The organism is Lentibacillus daqui (genome assembly GCF_027186265.1).
In the GTDB taxonomy this organism is placed as follows: domain Bacteria; phylum Bacillota; class Bacilli; order Bacillales; family Amphibacillaceae; genus Lentibacillus_C; species Lentibacillus_C daqui.
Window position 1 is genome coordinate 1,303,089 of the sequence record NZ_CP114176.1, and the last position, 25,844, is coordinate 1,328,932.

At 40.3% G+C, this 25,844-nt stretch carries 30 protein-coding genes and 1 riboswitch; of the genes, 21 read left to right on the forward strand and 9 right to left on the reverse strand.

Features of this window, described 5'->3' with window-relative positions; genetic code table 11:
- Positions 1-56: 56 nt before the first annotated feature.
- The 8 genes from sufB (at position 57) to O2S85_RS06615 (ending at position 8,905) form a co-directional block, all read left to right on the forward strand.
- Positions 57-1,454, forward strand: coding sequence for a Fe-S cluster assembly protein SufB (gene sufB / locus O2S85_RS06580; RefSeq protein ID WP_269411885.1), 1,398 nt, complete (start codon positions 57-59; stop codon positions 1,452-1,454).
- A gap of 147 nt (positions 1,455-1,601) precedes the next feature.
- Complete coding sequence (locus O2S85_RS06585; RefSeq protein WP_269411886.1) at positions 1,602-2,411, forward strand: sulfite exporter TauE/SafE family protein; 810 nt, start codon at positions 1,602-1,604, stop codon at positions 2,409-2,411.
- Between the two features lie 3 nt (positions 2,412-2,414).
- Positions 2,415-3,815: a bifunctional metallophosphatase/5'-nucleotidase gene (locus O2S85_RS06590; protein ID WP_269411887.1), complete on the forward strand. Its 1,401-nt coding sequence runs from the start codon at positions 2,415-2,417 to the stop codon at positions 3,813-3,815.
- Positions 3,816-3,910: 95 nt separating this feature from the next.
- Positions 3,911-4,213: a YunC family protein gene (locus O2S85_RS06595; protein WP_269411888.1), complete on the forward strand. Its 303-nt coding sequence runs from the start codon at positions 3,911-3,913 to the stop codon at positions 4,211-4,213.
- 161 nt (positions 4,214-4,374) lie between these two features.
- On the forward strand, positions 4,375-5,157 hold the full coding sequence (gene yunB / locus O2S85_RS06600) for a sporulation protein YunB (RefSeq protein ID WP_269411889.1): 783 nt from the start codon (positions 4,375-4,377) through the stop codon (positions 5,155-5,157).
- Positions 5,158-5,201: 44 nt separating this feature from the next.
- Positions 5,202-5,379: riboswitch (Lysine riboswitch) on the forward strand.
- Positions 5,380-5,495: 116 nt separating this feature from the next.
- The gene (locus O2S85_RS06605; RefSeq protein ID WP_269411890.1) at positions 5,496-7,046 is read left to right on the forward strand and encodes a Na+/H+ antiporter NhaC family protein; all 1,551 of its coding nucleotides are present in this window, start codon (positions 5,496-5,498) and stop codon (positions 7,044-7,046) included.
- Positions 7,047-7,263: 217 nt separating this feature from the next.
- The gene (locus O2S85_RS06610; RefSeq protein ID WP_269411891.1) at positions 7,264-8,793 is read left to right on the forward strand and encodes a sodium-dependent transporter; all 1,530 of its coding nucleotides are present in this window, start codon (positions 7,264-7,266) and stop codon (positions 8,791-8,793) included.
- A 1-nt stretch (position 8,794) separates the two neighbouring features.
- Positions 8,795-8,905 carry a methionine/alanine import family NSS transporter small subunit gene (locus tag O2S85_RS06615; RefSeq protein ID WP_269411892.1) on the forward strand — a complete coding sequence of 37 codons (111 nt, stop codon included), beginning with the start codon at positions 8,795-8,797 and terminating at the stop codon, positions 8,903-8,905.
- A 228-nt stretch (positions 8,906-9,133) separates the two neighbouring features.
- Here O2S85_RS06615 and O2S85_RS06620 read toward each other — a convergent pair whose 3' ends face one another.
- Entirely contained in the window at positions 9,134-10,105 is a 972-nt protein-coding gene (locus O2S85_RS06620) for a M23 family metallopeptidase (RefSeq protein WP_439649438.1), read from the reverse strand.
- A gap of 71 nt (positions 10,106-10,176) precedes the next feature.
- On the reverse strand, positions 10,177-10,758 hold the full coding sequence (locus O2S85_RS06625; RefSeq protein ID WP_269411893.1) for a YhcN/YlaJ family sporulation lipoprotein: 582 nt from the start codon (positions 10,756-10,758) through the stop codon (positions 10,177-10,179).
- Between the two features lie 157 nt (positions 10,759-10,915).
- Here O2S85_RS06625 and O2S85_RS06630 point away from each other — a divergent pair, with 157 nt between their 5' ends.
- The gene (locus tag O2S85_RS06630; RefSeq protein ID WP_269411894.1) at positions 10,916-11,191 is read left to right on the forward strand and encodes a YutD family protein; all 276 of its coding nucleotides are present in this window, start codon (positions 10,916-10,918) and stop codon (positions 11,189-11,191) included.
- Positions 11,192-11,262: 71 nt separating this feature from the next.
- Here O2S85_RS06630 and O2S85_RS06635 read toward each other — a convergent pair whose 3' ends face one another.
- Complete coding sequence (locus O2S85_RS06635; protein WP_269411895.1) at positions 11,263-11,550, reverse strand: hypothetical protein; 288 nt, start codon at positions 11,548-11,550, stop codon at positions 11,263-11,265.
- A 149-nt stretch (positions 11,551-11,699) separates the two neighbouring features.
- Between O2S85_RS06635 and O2S85_RS06640 the strand changes: the two genes are divergently transcribed.
- Together O2S85_RS06640 and nucF are read left to right on the forward strand one after the other, a co-directional pair.
- Positions 11,700-12,137 (forward strand): DUF86 domain-containing protein, encoded by a 438-nt coding sequence (locus O2S85_RS06640; protein ID WP_269411896.1) that lies wholly within the window; start codon positions 11,700-11,702, stop codon positions 12,135-12,137.
- Between the two features lie 13 nt (positions 12,138-12,150).
- The gene (gene nucF / locus O2S85_RS06645; protein ID WP_304608131.1) at positions 12,151-12,921 is read left to right on the forward strand and encodes a 5' nucleotidase NucF; all 771 of its coding nucleotides are present in this window, start codon (positions 12,151-12,153) and stop codon (positions 12,919-12,921) included.
- Positions 12,922-12,960: 39 nt separating this feature from the next.
- On the opposite strand, the gene O2S85_RS06650 is transcribed toward nucF, so the two are convergent.
- A complete protein-coding gene (locus tag O2S85_RS06650; RefSeq protein WP_269411898.1) occupies positions 12,961-13,473 on the reverse strand; it encodes a phosphatidylglycerophosphatase A family protein in 513 nt (170 codons plus the stop codon).
- Positions 13,474-13,693: 220 nt separating this feature from the next.
- On the opposite strand from O2S85_RS06650, the gene O2S85_RS06655 reads away from it, so the two are divergent.
- Both O2S85_RS06655 and O2S85_RS06660 read left to right on the forward strand, forming a co-directional pair.
- Positions 13,694-14,668, forward strand: coding sequence for a YutH/CotS family kinase-like spore coat protein (locus O2S85_RS06655; RefSeq protein WP_269411899.1), 975 nt, complete (start codon positions 13,694-13,696; stop codon positions 14,666-14,668).
- Between the two features lie 22 nt (positions 14,669-14,690).
- Positions 14,691-15,656, forward strand: a complete 966-nt coding sequence (locus O2S85_RS06660; RefSeq protein WP_269411900.1) for a 2-hydroxyacid dehydrogenase — start codon at positions 14,691-14,693, stop codon at positions 15,654-15,656.
- Positions 15,657-16,068: 412 nt separating this feature from the next.
- On the opposite strand, the gene O2S85_RS06665 is transcribed toward O2S85_RS06660, so the two are convergent.
- Positions 16,069-16,293, reverse strand: coding sequence for a NifU family protein (locus tag O2S85_RS06665; RefSeq protein ID WP_269411901.1), 225 nt, complete (start codon positions 16,291-16,293; stop codon positions 16,069-16,071).
- 150 nt (positions 16,294-16,443) lie between these two features.
- On the opposite strand from O2S85_RS06665, the gene O2S85_RS06670 reads away from it, so the two are divergent.
- The gene (locus O2S85_RS06670) at positions 16,444-16,773 is read left to right on the forward strand and encodes a YuzD family protein (protein ID WP_269411902.1); all 330 of its coding nucleotides are present in this window, start codon (positions 16,444-16,446) and stop codon (positions 16,771-16,773) included.
- 558 nt (positions 16,774-17,331) lie between these two features.
- Positions 17,332-17,688 (forward strand): HesB/IscA family protein, encoded by a 357-nt coding sequence (locus tag O2S85_RS06675; RefSeq protein WP_269411903.1) that lies wholly within the window; start codon positions 17,332-17,334, stop codon positions 17,686-17,688.
- A 230-nt stretch (positions 17,689-17,918) separates the two neighbouring features.
- Here the strand turns inward: O2S85_RS06675 and O2S85_RS06680 are convergent, their stop codons facing one another.
- A complete protein-coding gene (locus tag O2S85_RS06680; RefSeq protein WP_269411904.1) occupies positions 17,919-18,902 on the reverse strand; it encodes an NAD(P)/FAD-dependent oxidoreductase in 984 nt (327 codons plus the stop codon).
- A gap of 293 nt (positions 18,903-19,195) precedes the next feature.
- Between O2S85_RS06680 and O2S85_RS06685 the strand changes: the two genes are divergently transcribed.
- From O2S85_RS06685 to O2S85_RS06695, 3 genes are all read left to right on the forward strand, one after another.
- The gene (locus O2S85_RS06685; protein WP_269411905.1) at positions 19,196-20,416 is read left to right on the forward strand and encodes an NAD(P)/FAD-dependent oxidoreductase; all 1,221 of its coding nucleotides are present in this window, start codon (positions 19,196-19,198) and stop codon (positions 20,414-20,416) included.
- A 147-nt stretch (positions 20,417-20,563) separates the two neighbouring features.
- The gene (locus O2S85_RS06690; RefSeq protein WP_269411906.1) at positions 20,564-20,875 is read left to right on the forward strand and encodes a YuiB family protein; all 312 of its coding nucleotides are present in this window, start codon (positions 20,564-20,566) and stop codon (positions 20,873-20,875) included.
- 294 nt (positions 20,876-21,169) lie between these two features.
- Complete coding sequence (locus tag O2S85_RS06695; RefSeq protein ID WP_269411907.1) at positions 21,170-21,364, forward strand: hypothetical protein; 195 nt, start codon at positions 21,170-21,172, stop codon at positions 21,362-21,364.
- A gap of 41 nt (positions 21,365-21,405) precedes the next feature.
- Here the strand turns inward: O2S85_RS06695 and O2S85_RS06700 are convergent, their stop codons facing one another.
- Positions 21,406-22,014 carry a biotin transporter BioY gene (locus O2S85_RS06700; RefSeq protein WP_269411908.1) on the reverse strand — a complete coding sequence of 203 codons (609 nt, stop codon included), beginning with the start codon at positions 22,012-22,014 and terminating at the stop codon, positions 21,406-21,408.
- Between the two features lie 146 nt (positions 22,015-22,160).
- The gene (gene deoD / locus O2S85_RS06705; RefSeq protein WP_269411909.1) at positions 22,161-22,868 is read right to left on the reverse strand and encodes a purine-nucleoside phosphorylase; all 708 of its coding nucleotides are present in this window, start codon (positions 22,866-22,868) and stop codon (positions 22,161-22,163) included.
- A gap of 237 nt (positions 22,869-23,105) precedes the next feature.
- Between deoD and O2S85_RS06710 the strand changes: the two genes are divergently transcribed.
- The 3 genes from O2S85_RS06710 (at position 23,106) to O2S85_RS06720 (ending at position 25,240) form a co-directional block, all read left to right on the forward strand.
- Positions 23,106-23,369, forward strand: a complete 264-nt coding sequence (locus tag O2S85_RS06710) for a phosphocarrier protein HPr (RefSeq protein ID WP_269411910.1) — start codon at positions 23,106-23,108, stop codon at positions 23,367-23,369.
- Between the two features lie 197 nt (positions 23,370-23,566).
- A complete protein-coding gene (locus tag O2S85_RS06715; protein WP_269411911.1) occupies positions 23,567-24,055 on the forward strand; it encodes a cation:proton antiporter regulatory subunit in 489 nt (162 codons plus the stop codon).
- Positions 24,056-24,061: 6 nt separating this feature from the next.
- Complete coding sequence (locus tag O2S85_RS06720) at positions 24,062-25,240, forward strand: cation:proton antiporter (protein WP_269411912.1); 1,179 nt, start codon at positions 24,062-24,064, stop codon at positions 25,238-25,240.
- 107 nt (positions 25,241-25,347) lie between these two features.
- On the opposite strand, the gene kapB is transcribed toward O2S85_RS06720, so the two are convergent.
- Positions 25,348-25,743, reverse strand: a complete 396-nt coding sequence (kapB, locus tag O2S85_RS06725) for a kinase-associated lipoprotein KapB (protein ID WP_367747678.1) — start codon at positions 25,741-25,743, stop codon at positions 25,348-25,350.
- Between the last annotated feature and the right edge of the window lie 101 nt (positions 25,744-25,844).

The following is a 25,844-nucleotide window of genomic DNA, read 5'->3' on the forward strand; positions in this document are numbered from 1 at the left end:
AGAAAATGAACTGGCCACAGGGTTAGGAAGGATCATACCTTAAAGGAGGTTTTTTCATGGCTAAGAATATGCCAGAAATGGAAGAGTATAAATATGGATTTCATGATAAAGATGTCTCTATTTTTCGTACGGAACGAGGTTTAACGCCAAAAGTAGTTGAAGAAATTTCGAGAATGAAAGAGGAACCACAATGGATGCTGGATTATCGCCTGAAAGCATTGGATCATTTTTATAAGCGGCCAATGCCACAATGGGGCGGTGACCTGTCTGAATTGGATTTTGATGAAATAGTTTATTACGTTAAACCATCTGAACGCCAGGGAAAAACATGGGATGAGGTTCCTGATGAAATCAAACAAACATTTGACAAGTTAGGAATTCCGGAAGCAGAACAAAAATATTTGGCAGGGGTTTCCGCCCAATATGAATCTGAAGTTGTTTATTCCAGCCTGAAAGAGGATCTGGAGGCAATGGGTATCATTTTTAAAGATACGGATACAGCACTTCAGGAACATGAAGAATTATTCAAGGAATACTTCGGTAAAGCTATCCCGCCAACAGATAATAAATTTGCTGCCCTTAACTCAGCCGTCTGGTCTGGTGGATCATTCATTTATGTACCAAAAGGTGTAAAAACAACGACACCATTGCAAGCATATTTCCGTATCAACTCGGAGAATATGGGACAATTTGAACGGACGCTGATCATTGTTGATGAAGGTGCTTCTGTCCATTATGTAGAAGGTTGTACGGCGCCAGTCTATACGACGAATTCATTGCATAGCGCGGTTGTGGAGATCTTTGTTAAAAAAGACGCATACTGCCGCTATACAACGATCCAAAACTGGGCAAACAATGTTTATAATCTGGTAACGAAACGTGCGACATGTGAGGCTAACGCGACAATGGAGTGGATCGATGGAAACTTAGGTTCAAAATTGACCATGAAATATCCAGCTGTTCTATTGAAAGGTGAAGGTGCACGCGGTAATACCCTATCGATTGCAATTGCCGGACGCGGTCAATGTCAAGATGCTGGTGCAAAAATGCATCACCTGGCACCAAACACTTCGTCAACGATCGTATCCAAATCGATTTCCAAACACGGCGGAAAAGTAAACTACCGCGGACTTGTTCACTTTGGACGTAAAGCAGAAAATGCCCGTGCCAATGTTGAATGTGATACGTTAATCATGGATAATGAGTCAACTTCGGATACCATTCCATATAATGAAGTTTATAACAATAACATTTCTTTGGAACACGAAGCAAAGGTATCTAAAGTCTCAGAAGAACAATTATTTTATCTAATGAGTCGGGGATTAACAGAAGAAGAAGCGACAGAAATGATTGTAATGGGCTTTATTGAGCCGTTTACTAAAGAGCTTCCAATGGAATATGCCGTTGAAATGAACCGGCTGATCAAGATGGAAATGGAAGGTTCGGTAGGTTAAGTTTGAACCCACCAAAGAGCTCGCAATTTGCGGGCTCTTTTTATTTTTGTTCAACTAGCCTATATCAATAGAATTCATTACTAATGCGTGCTAGTATGGTGATAGACATATCAAGTAACGACAACGTGAGATAGTAGGGATTCGTAATTGGTTTACATCATTTGTTTATTCATTGGCATTGTAACAGCTTTTGTAGGAAGTTTAATCGGACTTGGCGGCGGGGTCATTTTAATTCCAAGTTTGTTGTTTTTGTTCCATTATACCGATATGTTCGCTTGGGCAACCCCTCAAACGATTGTGGGAGTCTCCTTAATGGTGATGGTTGTTACGGCATTATCTTCGTCTATATCCTATTTCCGAAAGGGTCGTATCGATTATAAAACGGGCCTTTTATTTCTGGTGGGAAGTATTCCGGCTGGTATTTTTGGTGCCTGGTTAAATCAGTACATTGATGCGGATAAATTCTCACTCTATTTTGGTATTTTGATGCTGGTCATATCTACTTTATTTTTAATCAAGCATGATAAGAAACATACGGATGATCAGGAACATTATAACCGTTCCTTTCAGATTGGGAATAAAACATATTGCTATACCATTTCGATTTGGAAAATAATCGTATTATCTGTTATTGTCGGTGTTTTATCCGGGCTGTTTGGTATTGGTGGGGGAGCGATTATTGTACCAGCAATGATTTTGTTGTTTGGTATCCCCGCACATATAGCTTCAGCAACTTCCATGTTTATTATCTTTTTTATCAGCGTGATTACAGTCAGTTCACATATTTATTTGGGCCATATTAACTGGCAGTATGTGTTTTTCTTTATTCCTGGTGCATGGATTGGCGGGACGATCGGAGCCAAAACCAATCAATTCTTAAATGGAAAAACATTGGAATGGATATTACGGATTTTACTTGTTATCATTGGGATTCGATTAATAATAGAAGGTGTTTAAACTATGCAGGAGAAAATATATTTTTATTATACGAATGATTTGCATAGCAACTTTTCCCAATGGCCGAAAGTAGTGCAATATTTAAATGATGCACGGGCAAGTACATCGCTTGAGCGGGCATCCAGCTGGGTAATGGATATTGGTGATCATATAGACCGTGCGCACCCAATTGCTGAAGCCTTTATGGGAAAAGCGAATGTGGACCTGATGAACGATGCCGGCTATGATTTAGTAACGCTTGGGAATAATGAAGGTATCACGCTTAATCACCAGGATTTATACCATCTTTACGACCAAGCAAATTTTCAGGTTGTTTGTGCCAACCTTCATGATATGGCAGAACCAGCTCCAGCATGGCTCCATTCACATGTGTATGTCCAGTCATTAACTGGCATACGGATTGCTGTTATTGGTCTTACAGCACCTTTTAATGATTATTATGAGCTGCTGGACTGGCATGTTTCGGATCCGTTTGCAGTGTTGGAACGAGAAATCAAGATGGTTGAACAGTCGTCAGATATAATTGTGTTATTATCTCATCTAGGACTCAGTGAAGACCAGACGATAGCCCGACGTTTTCCCGAAATTGATGTGATTATCGGTGGACATACGCATCATTTACTACGTACAGGCGAGATCGTTAATAATACAATACTGACAGCGGCAGGGAAGCATTGTCACTTTATTGGTGAAGTTATTTTGACATGGGATCATCACCGCAAACAACTCGTACATAAAGAGGCATATGCAACTGACATTAGTCATTTAACCAAGGACATGCGGACAGAGAGAAAAATACAAAAACTTACCGATCAAGCGGATGATTTACTAGGCAAGACAGTTGTGCACCTGGATCAATCAATTGAGGTGAAGTGGTTCGAGGATACAAAAATTATGGAAAAACTAACAGCAAACATGAAACATTGGACAAGGGCTGATTGTGCGATGCTGAATTCTGGCCTGCTACTTGACCGATTGCCTGCTGGAGATGTCACGTACCAGGATGTGCATCGAATCTGTCCACATCCAATTAATCCATGTGTCGTGGAATTAAATGGCGACGAATTGCTTGAGGTTGTCCGCGCATCGTTTACCAGAGATTTAATGGAGCTGCAACTAAAAGGTTTTGGTTTTCGCGGTAAGCTGATTGGGCGCATGATATTTTCCGGAATTACCGTTCGCACAAAAGCTTACACCGATGGACATGAATCAGTCAGAGAAGTGTTGTTTCAAGATAATCCTATCAATCCAGATCGTACTTACACGGTTGCAGTTGCCGATACATTTACATTCGGTCGATTGCTTCCGGAAGTGGCCAGATCAAAAACAAAAAAATATTTTTTACCAGAATTTCTGCGTGATCTACTCGCTTATACTTTAAAAAAAGACTTTGCTGAACGGTAATATGAGATTTAACCGCTTCTGGTCACAACCAAGTGTCATTGCCCAAGCCCCTTGAATACATATGTTAGTGTAAATAAGAGGGGGGAAACGGTAACATGATAACAGTAAATCCATTGGAAGTAGAGGGCTTGTTCTTTACCGCTATCGAAGTAGAGTTGCCAAAAACGAATTTATTAATTATTACAAATGAAATAGGTTATATCATGTGTGGTGCTTTGGATGTAGATGTATTGAATGAGATGTTGGCAGACCGTCATGTTATTGCCGGGCGCGCTGTTGGGGTGAAAACAATTGACGATTTACTAAATGCACCACTTGAAAAGATAACGGATGCAGCTAAACAGTATGACTGGGAGCCGGGTATGATCGGTCGTGATGCTTTGATCAAGATATCATGATGACGGGTAGTGGTTTTACAAATGGCGGTGGTTAAAGATATCAGACTGGCGTAGATGCCTGGACCGGATATTGTAGAATTGTAGAATGCTTGAATAATTAATCCGGAAATAGCATTCTAACCCCTCTGAAACAAGCATAAAATTGTTTCAGAGGGGGGTTGATGTTGCGACGACGGCCAGTTTTCAAGAAAAGAAGATCACCACTTCCAGCGAAAAATATTTTGGTAATTACCATGATCTTATTCGTGGCTATGATTGGACTAACCCTTATTATTGTGGATGCAGGGATTAAACCGACATTAAGGGATATAGCTGAAGTGAAAACAACAGAGTTTGCGACCCGTGGGATTAATGCTGCTGTGAAATTCGCAGAGGATTATGATTTTGAAAATGTTACGGAGTTTACCAGGGATAATGAGGGCAACATTACATCCTGGAAATTCAGACCTGATGCGATCAATGAAATAAACCGATATGCAACCGATAGAGCAGAAGAGTTTTTTTTACGAATGAATAGTGGGGAAATTCCGGAGGATGAACAATCGGACCTTGATTTGGATTATGGGGATACTGCAGAAGAGAAGAGTACCGAGGATCCGACACTGATCAATATCCCGCTTGGGGAAGTAACTGGTAATACTGTACTTTCTAATCTTGGCCCCCAAATACCTGTAAACCTGGAGCTGGTTGGAAATGTGAAAACGGATGTAAAACATGAAGTAGAAAAATTCGGGATTAATAGTGCGCTAGTGAAGGTTTATATTCATGCCGAGGCTGAAGTGCAAATTGTTATACCGTTTTCCACCAGTGTCAAAGAAGTAAGCACTGATGTTTATGTGACTTCCGGTATTGTGATGGGGAAAGTTCCGGAATATTACGGCGGTGGGGGAAACAACAATCCGCCAATTTCGATACCAAAAAATGAGTTGCAAAAAGATAAGTAGACTAGTATAGTATTAATATAAATAAATAATCAACCTTATCAGATCGGTGAGGTAGAGGCGCAAGCAGGATGAGTATCCAATTGGAGAATGACAACGATGATGATTGGAAAAAGGGCTGGTTGCCGAAGCATCATAAAGATCATATTTATCGATGCTGGTGTATCTTTGAACAAGGGGTATACTGTCATGCATATCACAAATGTATGGAGAACTACTGATCGAAATGGAGGATAACGTATACTAAAAACAATGGTAGGTTATTTTCTATCGTTGTTTTTTTATGTCTTTAAAATTTCCAGGTTCTCCGGTCGTTTGATGAAGAAATGGAGGTTTACCATATGGAGGGAACAATTTATTCATTAATCCCCCCGGTACTTATGTTAATACTTGTCTTGCTCACAAGAAAGGTATTGCTGTCGTTGGGGGCAGGGATTATTGTAGGAGCATTATTCATTCATCAATTCAATATTTTAGAATTCTTAAAGGAAATATGGAGGTCGTTCGCTAGCATATTTGTAGACGATGGGAGCTTTGACGGCGGCAACCTGTTGTTGGTAGGATTTTTACTAATGCTGGGAATTATGACTGCATTTATAACAGCATCCGGTGGAAGTCATGCTTTTGGTGATTGGATGATCAAACGTGTCAAAACAAGGGTCGGGGCACAGGTGATGACTGCAATTTTAGGTATTATTATTTTTATTGATGACTATTTTAATGCACTTGCTGTTGGTCAAGTGGCCAGACCATTGACGGACAGGCATCGAGTCTCGCGTGCAAAACTATCGTATTATATTGATTCCACCTCCGCGCCTGTGGCTGTTCTTTCGCCAATATCCAGTTGGGGAGCGTATATTATCGGGTTGCTCGGAAGTTTGTTTGCTGCAAATCAAATAACAAATATACAGCCATTTGAAGCTTTTATCAAAATGATTCCGTATAATTTTTATGCTATTGCAGCAGTTATTCTTGTTTTCCTCGTAGCATTTATGAAATTCGACATGGGACCAATGCGAAAACATGAAAACCGGGCTGTTCAGACAGGGGAAGTAGTTGATCCGAATAAAAAAGTACCAGGTGATTTAAGCGAGACTTTCACACCGCATCAGAACGGCCGTGTTTATCACTTAATCGTACCAATTGTTGTTTTAGTTGTGGCAACTGTTGCGATGATGTTTATTACGGGCATAAAGGAAAGCGGTGAAGTTGGATTTTTGCAGGTTTTCGCCAATACAAATGTTAATGTTTCACTGTTCATTGGGGGATTGTTAGCCGTAATTAGCTCACTGATTTTTCATCTCCGGTCCAGTCACCCAAGGGCCTCTTTAACAATGATTGTTATCGAAGGTGTTAAGGCTATGCTTCCAGCCATTTATATATTAGTTTTGGCATGGATGATTGGTTCCATCATCGGCACATTGGAAACCGGGAGTTATTTGGCAACACTTGTGGATAATGCTTCGATAAGCACAACATTATTGCCATTTTTATTTTTCATTATTGCTGGTTTTATGGCATTGGCTACAGGTACTTCATGGGGTACATTTGCTATTATGCTGCCGATTGCAGTGGACGTGACACTTGGTGCAGATATAAATATGTTATTGCCAACATTAGCAGCGGTGCTTTCCGGATCAGTGTTCGGGGATCATTGTTCACCGATTTCGGATACAACAATATTATCTTCAACTGGTGCCGGTGTGCAACATATTGATCACGTTTTAACCCAAATACCGTATGCAATGTTGGCTGCACTGGTTTCATGTATTGGTTATTTGATTATTGGCTGGACGAACTATATGATCCTTGCTTTGGCGACGGCTATCATTATTTTGGTTGCCATTGGTTTTTTATTTCAATTTATCGAAAAAACAAAAGTGGAAAATTAACGCAACCCCCTTCTTGTCAGTGGATGAGAGGGGGTTTTTAGATGGTAAAGTTTGCGTGATGCGGCTAGGCATATATTGGTTGGTCAATATGTTGAAACACTTTGACATAGTCTAAAAGTAACGGTATAATACAAGTATAAATATCAGAAAAGGGGAAAGATTTTAATTTAATCTAATATAATTAAATAGAAGAACTTACTAATGAGGAGGTCAATCAATGGAAAATCGTTCGCAATGGGGAACAAGGGCGGGATTTATTATGGCTGCAGTAGGGTCAGCTATTGGTCTTGGGAACATATGGCGATTTCCGGCCGTCGCCTATGAAAATGGAAGCGGTGCATTTTTTATTCCATATTTATTTGCGTTACTAACTGCAGGAATTCCGATTTTAATCATGGAATTCACGATGGGACATAAATATCGCGGTTCAGCTCCGTTAACGTACAGCCGAATGCATAAGAAATCTGAATTCATCGGCTGGTGGGCAGTAGCGGTTGCATTTGTCATTTCAACGTATTACTCGGTTATTATCGCCTGGGCAATATCTTATGCACTATTTTCATTTAATCTAAGCTGGGGAACAGACACGGAATCATTTATGTTTAACGATTATTTGCATTTGGTTGATCCGGGGAATTTTGGTGGTTTGGTTCCTGGTGTACTTATCCCGCTCATCATCGTTTGGATTGTCGTATTGGGAATTTTGTTCGCAGGAGTTAAGAGGGGGATTGAGATAGCAAACCGCATCTGTATTCCTGCATTGGTCATTATTTTCTTGATTGTTGTTATTCGTGCCATTACACTGCCAGGTGCGATGACTGGACTGAACGCATTCTTTGAACCGAACTTTGCCGAAATTGCGAAGCCTGGTGTCTGGGTTGCAGCCTATGGTCAGATCTTCTTTAGTTTATCAATAGCCTTTGCGATCATGATTACGTATTCCAGTTATCTACCCAAAAAGTCGGACATTACTAATAATGCGTTCATTACCGGGTTTGCAAACTCCGGTTTTGAATTACTTGCTGGAATTGGTGTATTCGCTGTACTTGGATTCATGGCTACCCAACAAAATGTACCTGTCGATGAGGTTGTTGCCGGTGGTGTGGGGCTGGCATTTGTAGTATTCCCGCAAATCATTAATCAGTTCCCAGCGCTAAACGGGTTATTTGGTTTCTTATTCTTTGCCTCGTTGATGCTCGCAGGGTTAACTTCATTAATATCGATTTCTGAAACCTATGTTGCCGGGTTGGTGGATAAATTCGGCATTACCCGGAAAAAAGCAGTTTTGTTTGGTGGCGGACTCGCCGCGATCTGTTCCTTTGTTTTTGCCACAAGAGGCGGATTAAATTTCCTGGATACGACCGATTACTTTATTAACCAGTTTGGAGTTGCTTTGCTTGGGTTAATTGAAGTGATTTTTGTTGCATGGGGATTGCGTAAACTTGGAGAATTTAAAGCTCATGCAAATGCCATTTCTGATATCCGGTTAGGCTGGTGGTGGACTGCTAGCTTGGGAATCGTTACACCACTTGTACTCGGCTATATGCTGTTTGGTCTGTTTAAAGAAAATTTACTGAAACAATTTGCAACTGAAAATGGTAACTATGAAGGGTATCCTGATTTCTTTATTTTTTATAGTGGCTGGTTTGTAGCAATTGCGGCATTAGTGATTGGTATAATCATGACCTTTACTAAATGGAAAACACGTGAGAACGAAGCACAATCAAAGACGAAGGAGGCAAACTAATATGAGTGGAGGAGCGATTGTTGTTGCGATTTTTGGAATCATTATTATTTGGGGGGGCTTGGCGGCCAGCATTGTAAATGCCGTGAAAAAATCCAAAGAATCCAATTCATAAATTTAATTAAATTTTCCTTAAAGTGCGTGTTCAAAAAGGAGGATAAAAAGGACCGAGAAGTTCTAGGCGGCGTGGCTTTGAGCACCGGAGTGTACATAAAAGGTACATGAGGAGCGGAAAAGCAAGCCAACGACGAAATTCGAAGTGTCATTTTTACCGGACTTTTTGAACATCCTCTTAAAAAGAGCCATTATTTATACAATGATGGCTCTTGTTTTTTCCGTTATTTCACTTCACCATTCGTTCCCACTTGCGTAAATATGGATATGGATCGAACGACCATTCACTATGACCATTATCTTTGTACATGCCATAATGCAAGTGCGGTGGAAACTTCCCCGAGGTTCCCGGCGGCCCATAACCTGTTGAGCCAACACTGCCGATGATATCACCGGGTTTCACAACTTGCCCCACTTTAATTCCGTCTTCATATCCGCTTAGGTGACCATAATAGTGATAAATATTATTGATATCACGAATTCCAATCCGCCAGCCACCATACAAGTTCCAGCCTTTCATTTCTATCACCCCATAGGTGGTCGATTTGACCGGTGTTCCATAGTCAGCAAAAATATCTGTCCCTTCATGGATACGGGTTCCGCCAAATCCACGTTTGTCCCCCCATGTACTCCTGTAACTATAATTGTAATTGGTTGCAACCGGAAAATCCCTGTCTACTAAATGCAACTTTTGATACTGTTGAAACACCTTTGCCGTGTTCATAATTGTCTGGACGGTAAGATCCCGCTTATAATAATGCCATAAACCGATTTTGATATCCTCTTTTGTCGGTCCATATTGCAACAACCAATTGGCCATTGTATATAAAACATCTTCCGGATTTCCCGGATCTGCCTTTTCATCGCCGTTTCCATCTTTACCGATTCCGTTAAAAAGTGTTATTACATTTGGATGATCACTTTTGGCACCGTTTCCTAAGCCATACCATAGTTCATCCGGAATAGATATGGAAACTTTTTGCTCTGATTTCTTATTGCTGTCGTTTCCCATGTTGCGCTCATATTGATCAATAGCCGCAATATAATACCAGGGGATTTGCGTTAAGCTTTCTGTTTTTTTATAGAGAGCCATTCGGGTTTGGTAAATGTTATTGTCGTCCGCAGCTGTCGGAACAGGAAATAAACCCATGATAAACAGAAGGATAAAGGAGACGATGAAATAAGTACGGACACGCAACATTTAATCACACCTCCTATTTAAAAAAAACAAAGAGGGCTGTCATATCGTTGCCCCCTTTGCTTACGATGGAATTATCTTGTGTTATTTTCCATATTGTTCTCTCTGCCTTGGGGAGATTTTTTCATCTCGTGAATAATGTTATCAATAGTATTGTCATAATTTTGGTTACGAATGCTGGAATTATGCAAACTTTGGATATCGTTCATTAACGTTTGGTTATCGGATACATAAATATTGAAAAATCCCGGCATCGTTGATTTGGCGGTTTTGCTGGCAATATCTGCAGCAGTGGCTGGATCCATATCATCATTTAACTGGTAGGCAATTAATACTTCTTGATCAGTAACAAGTGTAGCTGCTTCATTAAAACCGTTGTTGCGTAAAATCATTCTGGTAATCATATCCGCCATTTTGTCCCGATCGATTTGAACGGAATGCAGATTCTCATGATCGTTATTCAATTGGTTCTTATTGTAGCGGACATAGCCAAGTTTGTTGTCTCTTTCCTCGTCTGTTGGGGTATGCTGTCTGTCAGGTGTCAATGAATCAGACATTTGTTCCTGTTCACTTTGGGAATTATTGTTTACTCCATTACAACCGGTAATAATGGCCAAGCTTAACACAGATGGAAGAAAAACTTTCCACTTCTTCATCGATTGACCTCCTAAGGCAAATATGATTGTTCCCCCTCACAGTTAGTTTGTAGTGCATGACAAAAATCATACAAGCAACATAACAGGTTCTCTTTGTAATTTCTGGTTATTAGGTAATGGATTATGGTACACTATATACAATGTGGGGGGAATTAGGTTGATTGAAATCCAAGGAAAGTATTATGAAGTTATTGAAAACATAAAGAATGCCTTTCAGGAGCCTATAGTAAAAGAACGGTATTCAGAAATTTTGACAAAATATGATTTTATTGTCGGTGATTGGGGCTATGATCAATTACGGCTAAAAGGATTTTATGATGACCAAAATGCAAAAGCTTCTTTCGATACAAAAATAAGTGCACTGGATGATTACCTGTATGAATATTGTAATTTTGGCTGTGCTTACTTTGTATTAAAAAAGGTGGATATATAAAGCCCTGTTCAACGGCTTATTTAACGTAAAAAAGAAATCGGCAGCCCCGGCCGATTTCTAAATACAGGTTGTCAGTCATCTTCCTGCTGTGGGTGAACATCGTCTGGCTCGTCATGAATTGGATGGGCACCGGGTGTTTGTCGTGGTAAATCCTCATGAAGTTCTCTATACGGGTAAACAAATGCACTATCACGGCGCTGATGTTTTGTCCAGGGCGTCGACTTGCTGGAAGTAACAGGTTCATCTTTATTGATTTCCGAACCAGCTGGACCCTCCGGAAATTCTTCGGGAATTAAATAATTTCTCCTATTGTTTACATTGGAAAAATCCGAGTACTTGTCCTTATCTTTTTCTCCCATTTTACATTCACCCCTTTAAATGATAGCTTTTGTTAAGAATAATGATTGAACCATGTTAATTAATGGTATGAAAAACAAGCCACAAACCGGGAGCCTCCATCTTAAATATGGTATAGTAATTACTGTGATGGATGTTTAGGAGGGATATAATGTATTTTGTGGATCGTGAAAAAATCGAACAGACATTAATATATATGGATGATTTATTGCAAGTAGTCAAAAAAGAGCAACCGAAAACCGACATGGAAAAATTGGGGTTGGAACGTATTGCTCAGATGACCGTTGAAGCAATCTTAGATACCGGAAACATGATGATTGACGGTTTTATTATGCGGGATCCGGGCGGGTTTGATGATATCATTGATATATTAATCGATGAGCAAGTATTACCGGAAAGCGACGAAGGTACATACAAATCGATGATCCAATTGCGAAAAAGGTTGGTAAAGGATTATCTCGATGTGGATCATGAAACATTACGAACAAGCCTGTTGGATCATATTCATGTGTTGGAACAATTTAGCACACATATCCGACATTATCTCGAAAATGAATTGGGTGTTGCCAATGCATTCTCCAACAATTGATACGAGAAACCATGTGAAGCGGTACAATGCATATTTAATCGATCTGGATGGAACAATGTATCGCGGTGATGAACGGATTGAAGCTGCCGCGGAGTTCGTGGAGCAATTATATCAAAGAGACATTCCTTATTTATTTCTAACCAATAATTCCGCAAAAACAAAGGAACAAATTTCAGGAAAATTAACGGGTATGGGGATCAGATCGACACCCGATCATGTTTTTACATCCGGCATGGCAACTGCAAACTATATTAAACAACAAAAAGCAGGTGCACGTTGTTATGTGATAGGGGAAGAAGGATTGGTTGACGCGATACAAAAGGAACAATTGCAGGTGACAGATGAAGCGGTTGACTTTGTTGTCGTCGGGATTGACAGGAAGATAACTTATGAAAAACTGGCAATCGCAACGCTTGCAGTTCGTAATGGGGCTTCGTTCTTGTCAACAAATAGTGACATCGCCATTCCAACAGAACGTGGTCTTGTTCCAGGAAACGGTGCCATTTCATCCGTTATTACGGTAAGTACTGGCCAAGAGCCAATTTTCATTGGTAAACCCGAGCGAATTATTACTGAACAAGCATTAAAAGTATTGGGAACTGCCAAAGAAGAAACATTGATGGTAGGAGATAATTACCATACGGATATCCTGGCCGGGATTCACGCAGGTATCGATACACTGATGGTATTTACCGGTGTGACTCCATACACGGATTATCCTCATTTGGAAACCAAGCCAACCTATCATGTACGGAATTTGGCCGAATGGTTTAATTATATGTAACAGGGAGTGCAATTCTTGTGCACTCCCTGTTCATTCTGCTTAATCATCCAGTTTTTTTGCATCGGCAGAACCATGTGCTAATCTGCTTGATGCAGCCGCAGCAATGGCACCGACAATATCGTCAAGAAAAGTATGACACTCACCAGTTGATTTATCATTTAATCGTTTGAGAATGCCTGGTTTTTGTTTATCAATGTAACCGTAATTTGTGAAACCGATAGAACCATAAACATTGACAATGGACAGTGCAATGATTTCATCAACACCATATAAACTCTCATCCGTTTCAATGGTTTGTTGGAGCGGATAATCCAATTTGCCAACTTCCGCCAATTTATCAAGCTGTATTCCGGTTAAAATCGCATTCTGTACCTCCCGTTTGGTTAACACCCGATCCACATTGAACTTGCAATCTTCCATGCTCAAATCATCATGATATTTGGCCTGTAAGTAATAAACAAGTTCGGCAATGTCATCGACTGTAACCCCACGATCGTTTAACCATTCCCTTGCTTTTAATTCCAATTCGCTTTGACTTGTATTTTTATCCATAATAATCTCCTTTCATTTTTTGGTTAAGATGTGTCGTTTGCTGACATAGATTATAATAAATGGGTATATTGCCATCTTTATCGGTTTTTTGCCATGAAAATAATAAGTAATATATATCCATAACAACAATATATGATTACAGTTCAACTCTACCATGTCGTTGAACTGCCATTCAGTTTAAGAGGCCTCTGAATGAATTTTCACTACGGGAGGGAGTAAATTGCAAGACTTGCTTGCAACATATTATGATGTGCAAACGGAAGAAATAGCCGTACTGGATAACAGGCACGGAAATAAAAGTGGTGACGCCATTTATTTTATCATTTCTGCCGCCAACAAGGAAACTATTTATATGGAACAGGCATCACTCGCCTACTACCTGGCTGAAAACAACTATCCCAACCTGGCTATTCCGATTCGCAATAAGCAGGGGGATTGGTTTTTGGAATATCAGGGAAAGCGTTACATGGTTTTACAATTACATGAACAACAGCGGGTCAATCATTCTTCACCCGGACGGCAACTAGCCGAATTCCACCAGCTTGGTTCGATGTACAGGTATGAACCCAAGGAGATTTCCAGTTATGGGCAATGGAAACATTTATGGATAGAAAAATTAAGCCTGTTTGAAAAGAACATGACCCAAACGGCAATGGAAAACCCTTGCCCTTATCATCGGTTAGTCATGGATGTGTTTCCCTATATTATTGGAATCAGCGAAAATGCTATCCAATATGTGCAGGAAACGGAGCAAGAATATCGCTTTGACATGGTTGATCAAGGTACAATTTCCTTTAAGCGTTATCACGACAACATCACCAACTCGGTTTTATGGGCTGACAGCCTTGTATACGATCATCCTGCCCGGGATTTGGCAGAACATATTCGTACGTATTTTCTGCAGGAGGAAATCAGAAGTAACGAAATAAATGAATTTCTTCAAGATTACCAATCCGTTCGACCGTTGTCCATATTCAGTTGGAGATTATTGTACGCCAGATTAATTTTTCCTATCCATTTATACGATATATTGGAGCGCGGAATGATGCAAAGGACATCATATGATCAGCTATATCATGAGTTAAAGCCTCTGTTGGCGAACCAGCAGCAATATGAACAACGTCTGGCGCACTTTTTTGCCAATTTGGACATTGATCAAGAAAGATTGCAGATACCTGTGTTACACTGGTTGTAGGACTAATTAAAGGGTGAGATAAATGAAGAAGCAACGGATTTATATTACCAGGAAACTACCGGAAGAAATGATTAAACCATATCGTCAACAGTTCGATATTCGTATGTGGGAACAGGAGGAGAAGCCTGTTCCCAGAGATGTTTTGTTGAATGAAGTAAAATCAGCTGATGGCTTGTTATGCTTGATTACCGAAAAAATTGATCAGGAATTACTGAAACAAGCAGAACAATTACAAGTGGTAGCTAACATGGCGGTCGGTTATGATAATATTGACGTCAAATCGGCCAAACAGCTGGGAGTTACAGTGACCAACACACCTGATGTACTAACTGAGACAACTGCTGACTTAGCATTTGCCTTGTTAATGGCAACTGCAAGAAGATTGGTTGAGGCAAATACGTATATCAAAGCTGACAGCTGGCAGCATTGGTCACCGTTTTTACTTGCCGGAACGGATATCCACCATAAAACCTTGGGGATTGTTGGCATGGGCAGGATTGGAACCGCTATTGCCAAACGTGCGAAAGGTTTTGGTATGAACCTGTTGTATCATAATCGTTCACGCCATCCGGATGCAGAAAATGCATTACAGGCAACGTACACTGATTTTGAAACATTACTTCGTTCATCTGATTTTGTCATGTCTGTTGTTCCGTTGGCAAAGGAAACAGAAAAGCTGTTTAATCGGCACGCATTCCAAACAATGAAGTCATCCGGGATATTTATCAATGTATCACGTGGCGGTGTGGTGGATGAGCAGGCTTTATATGATGCACTGCAAACAAAGGAAATACATGCTGCAGGGCTGGATGTGTTCTCACAGGAGCCAATTAGAAGCAATCACCCATTATTAACATTGGATAATGCTGTTTGTTTACCACACATTGGCTCCGCAAGTGTTACGACCCGAAAGGAAATGCTACGGTTATGTCTGGATAACCTGTCCAATGTGCTAAATGGGGAAGGGGCGATTACCCCTGTAGAATAAGGTGGATGTAGTCATCGCATCGGGTAGAACAAAGGCGTAAGCGCCCGGTTAGTAGCGTATGTGCTGCGCCCGTGCAACACGGGTGGTTCGGTGTTGCTGCGCAAAGCAGCGGTTTTAACCGAACATTCCTACCATGGAGATAAAGGAAACATGCCCCTGCAAAAGGGGTATGCCGACGTTGGCCGCAAAGGCCGTTTTTAGTCGGCCTTCCTTTACCCCGAGTCGATGTTGACTTATCGTACGAAGGTGAAGGAAGCACACTAGCTGCTGGGCGCTGGAGCCGGACGGGGCTAATCTTGATTACAAAGTTATCCACAAGCATTTAATTTTTATAATTTCCTAAGCAGGAACAAAAAGGCAGACATCCATTTCGAGTGTCTGCCTGCCATTTCAAATGTATGTCTTTGGATAATTAAAATACCTGTTCGATCTCCGTAACACCTGGAACTTCTGCCATCAAAGCCCGCTCAATTCCGGCTTTCAAGGTAATTGTTGAACTTGGACAGTTACCGCATGCTCCCATCAGACGAAGAAGTACAATGCCGTCTTCATCAACATCAACCAGTTCTACATCTCCACCATCACGCAATAAAAATGGACGCAGTTTTTCCAATACTTCACGTACTTGTTCTTGCATTATCCATCTTCTCCTTTCCTAAATATATTATAAGTTGAAAGCGGAAAAAAATCTATTGAGAAATTCTTTTAGTATCATCCAATTACTTTCATTTTATCTTTTATCAAAGGTTTTGTAAAATGAAAGTAACGACAATGTGGAGGTTTTAGGATGGGGAAACAAAAGGTAACGATCACTGTATATGGCGCAGAACAAATTTGTGCCAGTTGTGTTGGCGCTCCAGGATCAAAGGACACGTATGAATGGCTGCAGGCAGCAATCGGCAGGAAATATGCCACGGACAATATGGAATATGAATACATTGATATCGATCATCCGCCCGAAGTTGAAAAACATCAGCAATTTGTCCAGCGTATATTTGACGAAGATATGTTTTATCCGATTGTTTTTGTCAATAAGGAACTAGTTGCTGAAGGAATTCCCAGATTAAAGACGATTTTTCAGCAATTGGATAAATGTGGTGTAGAACCTTTGGAATAAGAAGTGAGGATGCCGAAATGGAAAACCATTTACAAAATACATGGATTGGCAATAACTATATTTATCTTAATTTTTCGTTAAGATCAAAGGAGCCGGCGGATCGGTTTGGATAACCGGTACAGCAGAAGCGATAGCAACAGGCGTATTTCTCACAATAGTAAAGAAAGTATAAAAATCTAGGCTTTATTCAGCTCATGACAAAGCAGGCCACGTCCGGCTTCAGCGCCCAGCAACTAGCAAACTTCACACTTCTTCACTACGATAAGTCAACATCGGTTCATAAGTTAAAGGAAGGCCGACTAAAAACGGCCTTTGCGGCCAACGTCGGCATACCCCTTTTGCAGGGCATGTTTCCTTTATCTCATTGCGGGGGGTGTTCGGCTAAGAACGCCGCTTTGCGCGGCAACGCCGAACCACCCGTGTTGCACGGGCGCAGTTTGTACGTTGCTAACCGGGCGCTTACGCCTTTGTTCCAAGTTAAAAAGTTTGAATCATATGGGAACGGTTTGTATACTTATATGTAAGAGGGATCATTGTTAATACGAAGGAGGACATAAAATGGTTATTACATTGACGGATAACGCTGTGGATCAAGTCAAAGAAATGATGAAAGACGAAGAAGAAAATGTTCGCCTCAGATTTGGTATCAAAGGCGGCGGCTGCAGCGGATTGTCCTACTCGCTCGGGTTTGATTATGAGGTAAATGAAGAATTGGATATGGTTGATGATATAAATGGTATCCCCGTTGTTATTTTTAAACAGGACATTCCTATCATTGAGGGAACGACAATTGATTTCAAACAAAATATGATGGGTGGAGGATTTAGCATCGACAATCCGAACGCCATTGTATCGTGTGGCTGTGGGTCGTCATTTAAAGCGAAGAATCGTGAAGGCGTACCGGAAAAATGCTAAAGTAAAGATAAGCTAGAGCGCATGTATTATCGCTCTGGCTTTTTTATTGGCAAGAAACTGAGTACGGAGTGATCTGTGCATCGCATTGTTGTTTTCCTGCACAAATTGAAAACTTTTCATGATTATCCCAAATTCTCATTTTACTTCGGCACATAACAAAATACACCTCTTCATATGATTTTTTAATCAATGCAGAGGTGTATATAAAAAGCGCTATAGGGACTAACTTCTTAAAACATGCTTGTCGAATGTTTAGGTTGAACTCTCGCTTTCGGGTCAATATATTGTTTAGCATTATTGACGGCGGTTGGACCTTCGCCAAAACCAGTTGCGATCAAATTTATCTTCCCCGGGTATGTACAAATATCGCCGGCTGCATAAATTCCCGGAATATTTGTTTCCATTTTGGTATTTACAACGATACTGTTTTTTTCGATTTCCAAACCCCAGTCTTTGATTGGCCCCAGCGTTGAGACGAATCCGTAATTACACAAAATCGAATCAACAGTAACTTCCAATTCACGGTCGCCTTTAACTTCCTGCAGCAATACACTTTCAATTCTATCTTTGCCACTAATACCGCTTGGTGAAAAAGGGGTTAAGATATCCACGCTTGAATTCATCAATTTTTCAACACTGTACTCATGTGCTCTGAATTTGTCCCGGCGATGAACCAGCGTTACTTTTGCTGCGATCGGTTCAAGCATTAATGCCCAGTCGACAGCTGAATCACCACCACCAAGCAGCATTACATGCTGGTCCTTGTAATGGTTCATGTCCTTAACATGATAATGCAAATTAATTCCCTCAAACTTTTCGTAGTCGCCAACATTCAGGCGGCGTGGCTGAAATGCGCCGTTTCCAGCAGTAATGATAATGGTCTTTGTATAGTGTACTTCCTTATTTGTCGTCAATTTAAGCGTTTGATCTTCCAGACGCTCCACTTTCTCAACAGCTTGTCCCAATACAATTTCCGGGTCAAACATGTTGGCCTGTTCCTCTAAATTGTCTACAAGTTCTTGTGCGCGTATTTTGGGAAACCCGGCAACATCATAGATATCTTTTTCCGGATATAATGCGGTTAGCTGACCGCCGGTATGGGGAAGGCTCTCAATAATCTTTACACTAGCATCCCGCATTCCACCGTAGAAGGCAGTAAACAGGCCTGTAGGACCCGCGCCGATAATGGTTACATCATATATTTGTTCAGACATTAGTTAGTTCCTCCATTCTTCCTCTTCTATACTACGACATATTGAAATTATCATAAAGAAATATGCTGTTTGTTGTTATTCGGATGGGATAAGCAGGTATTCAGGGATTTTAAAAATGTAAAATAAGGGTTGAAAAATACAAGCAAACCGGATAATATATGATGTGGACTTTATATTACGAATTCATGACAATAATATTTCGATTGTTACATAATGATTTGTAGATCCAAGTTTTATATGAAATGGGTAATAGCGTTTATGATAGAATTAAAAACGGACGGAAGTGAAAATATATGGGGAAGCCGAGTGTTGTGATAATTGGCGCTGGGTATGGCGGAATGATGACCACGGTCAAATTGCAAAAATTATTAGGCACAAATGATGCCACAATAACGCTTGTTAATAATAACGATTATCACTATCAGACAACATGGTTGCATGAAAATGCGGCTGGTACGTTACATCACGACCGCACCAGAATTCCTATTAAAGAAGTGATCGATACCAATAAAGTGCGGTTTATAAAGGATACTGTTGTTGCTGTTAAGCCTGATGAAAAAAAAGTAAAATTAGGGAATGGTTGTCTATCCTATGATATCCTGGTTGTGGCACTTGGGTTTGAGGCAGCAACATTTGGGATACCGGGGTTAATGGAAAATGCATTTGCCATTGGTAATATTAATAGTGCACGACTGATTCGTGAGCACATAGAATACAATTTTGCGATGTACCATAATGACCCGAAAAAAGACCAGGCACGATTGAATATCGTGGTTGGTGGTGGTGGCTTTACTGGTGTTGAATTTCTTGGTGAGCTGGCTAACCGAATTCCGGAGTTATGCGCAGAATACGATATTGAAAAGAACCTGGTACGAATTATTAATATAGAAGGCGCATCGACTGTTTTACCAAACTTTGATGCCCAGCTTGTTGAATATGCAATGAACTCGCTTGAGGCACGTGGTGTAGAGTTTGTAACGGATGCTATGTTAAAACAATGTAATCCAACTGATGTCGTTTATGAAAAGAATGGTAAAGAAGAAAAGATTCCAACCCGTACAATCATTTGGGCTGCCGGCGTGCGGGCGAATACGATCGTTGAGGCATCCGGTTTTGCAACCAATCATGGAAAAATTGAAGTGCAAAAGGACATGCGCGTACCAGGCTATGAAGATGTATTTGTGCTTGGAGATTGTGCACATGTAACTGATCCGAAAACAGGCTGCCCATTTCCGCCAACATCTCAAATTGCGATCCAGGAATCACGAACGGTTGCTCGTAATATTAAGGCGCTTGTCAATGGTGATCAAAAGTTGGAAAACTTTAAAGCCAAAATTCATGGAACAGTTGCTTCACTTGGGGCGAACGATGCGATTGGAGTCGTGTTAAACAACCGAAAATTGTTCGGCTTTAAGGCTTCCATTATGAAAAAAGTGTTAGACAATCGGTATTTACTTCAATTAGGTGGGGTGGGTCTGTTAATGCGAAAAGGCAAATTCAATATTTTTTATTAAGCGTTATGTGAAGTTGGGCATTATCGAATGGAATATAATAAAAATGACAATTTCCGCAAAGGTGTACACGATCACCTTTGCTTTTTATATGTTTTCAGTTAAAATGAAATTTATATGCTTCGTTTGATAAATGGGGGGACACTGGTTTTGATTCAATTTGTCGTATCAATTATATTGTTTTTCGTTATTTTCTTTGGAATCGCCTTTATTTTGAATATGTTATTACGTCGTACATGGTTAATGTCATTTATATACCCATTTATAGTATTGATCATTGTCGATGGTATTTCAACGGCAGAATATTTTAAACATCCTGGAGCGGCATTTCAAACAGCGTTTACCAGATTGATTCATTTGACACCAGTCGATATCACGATACTTGTGTCCGGATTCATCGGAACTATCGTATCAGGTTTTGTGATTAAATTTTTGCGAAAAAGCGGCTATCAAATGTTTTAAGTGCGTGTTCAAAAAGGAGGATAAAAAGGACCGAGAAGTTCTAGGCGGCGTAGCTTTGAGCACAGGAGTGTACATAAAAGGTACATGAGAGCGGAAAAGCAAGCCAACGAGTTCTTCAAATGAAGGGCGACTAAAAACGGGCTTGCGCTCAGGCGTCGGCATACCCCTTTTGCAGGGGCATGTCATTTTTACCGGACTTTTTGAACATCCTCTTTAATTTAATTAGGACGAATGGTTGGGTAAATGAATAAAAAATTAGTAGATTGGCAATGATAGCACGAGTGAGGTGCTATCATGAAAAAACTGAAGATTTTGCGCAGGCCTGTCATGGTGTTACTATTTCTAGGAGCTTTTTATACGACACTTACCAGCATTTCAAATGTTACGTTTACAGATGTCCGTAACTGGATGGATCAAAATTCGTCTAAAGCTAAAGTAACCAATCTCGAGCACAAAGATAACCTGGAGGAAAAATCTTTAAGATATTAAATACAACAGATCTCGCTGATAATAGGGAGACCTGTTGTTTTTTATTTAAAGTGGGATACTTTCGGATGGAGCAGTTGCAAGGGAATCCGTTTGGCAATAGTAACCATGAAGAGACTTGCCAGAAAAGCCAGCGCCATATCCTTTACCATAAATGGAACCATACTTGTCCAGGCAACCAGATAGGAAATATCCACATGTAACAGTAAATGCATGATGAAATACATATAAGTGACGCCTATCCCATAATTACACAGCAAGCCAACTCCAGCAGAAAATGAATACCAGGGAACGGATGGACGTCGTTCTCTTTGTTCTACAAGCAACCCGACAAAAAAAGCCACAGCAATAAATGATAAAATAAATCCACCGGTTGGACTGGCTAATATAAAAGGTCCGGCCTTCATACCTGCAAATACAGGAACCCCGCAAACACCGACAAATATGTAGGTCAACATGGAAAATGTCCCCAACCGTTTCCCGAGCATCAAGCCAGCTAAAATGGCGAAGAAGGTTTGCAACGATAAGGGGACTGATGCACCACCAATCGGAACGGCAAGCCAAGGAAACCAAACAGCTATATTAGCTCCAATCGCCATTAAGCAAACAAATACCGCGCCAAAGGTTAAATCGATAGGTCGTAATCCTTTCATATGTACGCTCCTCCTCTCTCTTTTTATAATAGTAAGACAATTAACGATGTATGTCAACTATTTTTTTATGAGGTTTACAAAACCGTTCAAGTCTAATGACCTGAACGGTGAGTTTCGCTTTATGATAGGATCGTTTCCCAAAGATTCTATTTGATGACTGCATCCAAGGCAATTTCCATCATTTCATGAAATGTTGTTTGCCGCTCTTTTGCAGTGGTTTCTTCGCCTGTTAAAATATGATCGGAAACTGTTAAAATTGATAAAGCTTGACGGTCATATTTGGCTGCTAACGTATATAGTGCCGATGTTTCCATTTCAATGGCCAGCACCTTATATGCCGCAAGCAATTCATTTACTTCCTTTGCGTTATCGCGATAAAAGGTATCGCTTGTAAACACATTTCCTACTTTAGGTTCGATGCCTTTTTCCATACTTGTATCATATGCATTTTTTAGTAAGGAAAAGTCGGCGAGCGGGGCATAATCAATTCCGTTGAATACCATCCGATTAATTTGTGAGTCGGTGGTGGAACCTTGGGCAAGGATGACATCACGTACGTGCACATCCTTTTGAATCGCACCACATGTACCAACACGGATGAGTTTTTGTACATCGTAACTCTGGATAAGTTCATTCACATAAATGGAAATGGAAGGAACCCCCATTCCCGTGCCTTGAACCGATACTCTTTCTCCTTGATAGGTTCCAGTAAAGCCAAACATTCCTCTTACCTGGTTATATTGGGTTACATCCTGCAAATATGTCTCGGCAATAAATTTGGCGCGTAAAGGATCGCCAGGCAAGAGAATTTTGTCAGCAATTTCCCCTTGTTGTGCGTTAATATGTACGCTCATTTTTGTCCTCCTCCATAAGATGACCTGTTCAGATCTTCAGCAGATAAGTTTCTTAATATTACAACACAAGATTACCATAACCGATATGGAATGACAAATTTCATTCCCATAGCAGTTTTTTGTTTCATAAAAGTGGATTATTGTATATAATAAGGATGGTGATTATAAGCCCAAAAAGTATGGTATGAAATCATTACATACGAAAAATATTCTATTTGATTGGAAGGATGAGATATAATGCAAGAAAAAACTTTTACAATTACAGCGGATACAGGAGTACATGCGCGTCCGGCAACATTATTGGTAAACAAGGCCGGACAGTTTAAATCCGAAGTCGAAGTGGCCTACAATGGCAAGACAGTTAATTTAAAATCAATTATGGGTGTGATGTCATTGGGGGTTCCTAAAGGCGCTGAAATTAAAATCATCGCAAACGGCAGCGACGAATCCGAAGCAATTGAAGGCATTGAAGAGGTTATTAAAGAACATTTAGGTGAATAGTTAACAATATGGCTAGAGAGGTGACGCTCTAGCTTTTTATTTTTCCTATATACTGAAAAAGATTCCTATTGACTAAAGTTGTATTGCATCATAATGTTTGATTTTTTTGCTCGGTAATTGGCATTTTTGTGCTTTACAATTAATCATAGTCCGGTTAAAGTGAGTTCTATAGAATAATGGGAATTTGGGGTGAAAAAATGAAAGTATCAGTCTCAAAGCTTCCTGGAATTGGGCAGAAGATCTCGTTTAAGACATCTGAAGACAATTTATTGGTAATCATTGTCCATCATACGGGGAAGCGTGAACTTTATTTTTTTGAAAATGCGGATGGTGAAGAGGCAGATTTTGCCATGGACTTGACACCTGATGAAACAAGGGAATTAGCAGCTCAATTACTTGGTGCAACTTACCAGCCTGTTGATGTTGAAAAAATTCGTATGTTCAAAAGCCAGATTATCGTCGATTATATCACGTTAAAAGAAAAATCAATTCTTGCCAATAAGACAATTGAGGAATCAGATATCCGCAACAAAACCGGTGCAACCATCATTGGGATTGTCCATGGAGAAGATGTGATAGCTGTACCTGAAGCGGATACGACATTAAAGCCTGGCGATGTGTTAATGTCCGTTGGAAAAGATGAACAAATTGCTACACTAACCGCTCTATGTAGGGGTGAGGAATGATGCCGTTTGTTTAGTCAGTTTCCACCTTTATTAGATGCTGGTTTAATATTAATTGGAATTTTTATCCTTGCCTATATTGGATTTAAAACCAACTTTCCCAATGTCATTTTGTATATCCTTTTTGGTATTGCACTCGCCGGAATCATGGACCATAATGTGATCTTGCATTTTTCCAGCGAGATAGCAATCGTCTTGTTATTCTTCTTGCTTGGTTTGGAGTTTAATACATCAAGGCTTGGGGAGATTGCCAAGAAAATTTGGAGTTCGGGTCTCCTGGATATCGTGCTCAGTTTAGGGGTTACGATGGTTATCGCTGTTGGTTTTGGCATGGATCTTTTCTCCTCTTTTCTGTTAGGCGGACTTGTTTATGCAACAAGTTCATCCATCACGGCAAAGCTGCTTGATGATAAAGGAAGAATGGCGAATGCGGAAACGGAGTATATGCTTGGTCTGTTAATTTTTGAGGATTTAATCGCGCCGGTAGTGGTTGCTATATTAATTGCACTAAGTACAGGAGAGGCCTTTTCCGGATGGGATTTAGTTATTTTATTAGGAAAAATCATTGGCCTGGCTGCAGTTGCCATTTTGCTTAGTAAAACATTGTTTAAGAACTTCGAACAGTTTTTGCAGAAATTTGAGGATGAAGATTTTAAGATTATTCTTCTGGTTGGTCTTGCGGTTACATATGCAGGGATTGCCATTTATTTAGGTTTATCTGAAGTATTGGGGGCATTTTTGGCAGGTGTCATTCTGTCAGAGGTCAATAAAATTGAACGTGTTGAAGGTGTTGTTACTCCCATCAAAAATCTTATTTTACCAACGTTTTTTGTGTACTTTGGAACCACCATCGATTTTGGTTCCGGGATTCCGATGCCATTATTGTTGGCTGTATTGGTGATCTGGTCCATGCTCGCCAAGATTCTTACTGGTGTAATCGGCGGTAAGTTATATGGTCTGACCAAGCGTGTTTCATTAAGAGCTGGGCTGCAAATTTGTGCACGCGGGGAATTTTCGGTTGTCATCGCTGGCATTGCGACGGGATCCATTAAGGTTTTCGGTGGTATTTACATTGTAGTATCCGCATTTATCGGGATGCTGCTGTTTAACTACGCACCGAAAATTACTACCAAAATTTATGGCAAGCCAACAAAGAAACAACGAAATTTGAAAGTACCGACTCCATAGGTTTACATTTGTGCTGTGAGGTATAGAGCGCACAAGTTCTCTATTCCTTGGGCTGAGGGTATAGGCTATGTCTAAATAAAACAGGATGGTATGGGGGCCATCCTGTTTTATTTATAATAGCTTTTTTGGTAGTCGTTGTTTTCCAGATCGATTAATTTTTTCAATGCTTCTTTACTAAAAGCAGTATCTTTTTGCATTAATTTTTCTTTCATGTTGTTCACAGATGCCTGTAATGACTGGTGATAATCAGGTATTGAATCATCATAAGGATAAACAACAGCTTTGGCCACATTCATTTTTTCGTGGTGTGCCAATGCTTTTCGTGCGTGAAAGAAGACATTACCTTCAGCTACTCCCGGATGGTGCAAATCTCCTTGCATAGGATGCTTGATCACGGCCAATACTTCTACCAAAAAACGATCCCCACGATCTTCTTTTACTTTTCCTATGTAAACACCTGAATTATAATGGGCACGTACTATATCTCCAATATCGACTGTCATGATACCATCTCCTTTATACGTCTCTTTCTATTGTGCCAAAAATAAGAATGAGTTGCTAGTGGGAACTTTCCCCGATTAAAATAAAGGAATCGTTTCCTTGC

Coding starts and splice junctions, on each gene's coding strand:
- sufB (WP_269411885.1), top strand. CDS start 57: ATGGCTAAGAATATGCCAGAAATGGAAGAGTATAAATATGGATTTCAT.
- O2S85_RS06590 (WP_269411887.1), top strand. CDS start 2,415: ATGCAGGAGAAAATATATTTTTATTATACGAATGATTTGCATAGCAAC.
- O2S85_RS06595 (WP_269411888.1), top strand. CDS start 3,911: ATGATAACAGTAAATCCATTGGAAGTAGAGGGCTTGTTCTTTACCGCT.
- yunB (WP_269411889.1), top strand. CDS start 4,375: ATGTTGCGACGACGGCCAGTTTTCAAGAAAAGAAGATCACCACTTCCA.
- O2S85_RS06605 (WP_269411890.1), top strand. CDS start 5,496: ATGGAGGGAACAATTTATTCATTAATCCCCCCGGTACTTATGTTAATA.
- O2S85_RS06610 (WP_269411891.1), top strand. CDS start 7,264: ATGGAAAATCGTTCGCAATGGGGAACAAGGGCGGGATTTATTATGGCT.
- O2S85_RS06615 (WP_269411892.1), top strand. CDS start 8,795: ATGAGTGGAGGAGCGATTGTTGTTGCGATTTTTGGAATCATTATTATT.
- O2S85_RS06620 (WP_439649438.1), bottom strand. CDS start 10,105: ATGTTGCGTGTCCGTACTTATTTCATCGTCTCCTTTATCCTTCTGTTT.
- O2S85_RS06625 (WP_269411893.1), bottom strand. CDS start 10,758: ATGAAGAAGTGGAAAGTTTTTCTTCCATCTGTGTTAAGCTTGGCCATT.
- O2S85_RS06635 (WP_269411895.1), bottom strand. CDS start 11,550: ATGGGAGAAAAAGATAAGGACAAGTACTCGGATTTTTCCAATGTAAAC.
- O2S85_RS06640 (WP_269411896.1), top strand. CDS start 11,700: ATGTATTTTGTGGATCGTGAAAAAATCGAACAGACATTAATATATATG.
- O2S85_RS06650 (WP_269411898.1), bottom strand. CDS start 13,473: ATGGATAAAAATACAAGTCAAAGCGAATTGGAATTAAAAGCAAGGGAA.
- O2S85_RS06660 (WP_269411900.1), top strand. CDS start 14,691: ATGAAGAAGCAACGGATTTATATTACCAGGAAACTACCGGAAGAAATG.
- O2S85_RS06665 (WP_269411901.1), bottom strand. CDS start 16,293: ATGCAAGAACAAGTACGTGAAGTATTGGAAAAACTGCGTCCATTTTTA.
- O2S85_RS06670 (WP_269411902.1), top strand. CDS start 16,444: ATGGGGAAACAAAAGGTAACGATCACTGTATATGGCGCAGAACAAATT.
- O2S85_RS06675 (WP_269411903.1), top strand. CDS start 17,332: ATGGTTATTACATTGACGGATAACGCTGTGGATCAAGTCAAAGAAATG.
- O2S85_RS06680 (WP_269411904.1), bottom strand. CDS start 18,902: ATGTCTGAACAAATATATGATGTAACCATTATCGGCGCGGGTCCTACA.
- O2S85_RS06685 (WP_269411905.1), top strand. CDS start 19,196: ATGGGGAAGCCGAGTGTTGTGATAATTGGCGCTGGGTATGGCGGAATG.
- O2S85_RS06695 (WP_269411907.1), top strand. CDS start 21,170: ATGAAAAAACTGAAGATTTTGCGCAGGCCTGTCATGGTGTTACTATTT.
- O2S85_RS06700 (WP_269411908.1), bottom strand. CDS start 22,014: ATGAAAGGATTACGACCTATCGATTTAACCTTTGGCGCGGTATTTGTT.
- deoD (WP_269411909.1), bottom strand. CDS start 22,868: ATGAGCGTACATATTAACGCACAACAAGGGGAAATTGCTGACAAAATT.
- O2S85_RS06710 (WP_269411910.1), top strand. CDS start 23,106: ATGCAAGAAAAAACTTTTACAATTACAGCGGATACAGGAGTACATGCG.
- O2S85_RS06715 (WP_269411911.1), top strand. CDS start 23,567: ATGAAAGTATCAGTCTCAAAGCTTCCTGGAATTGGGCAGAAGATCTCG.
- kapB (WP_367747678.1), bottom strand. CDS start 25,743: ATGACAGTCGATATTGGAGATATAGTACGTGCCCATTATAATTCAGGT.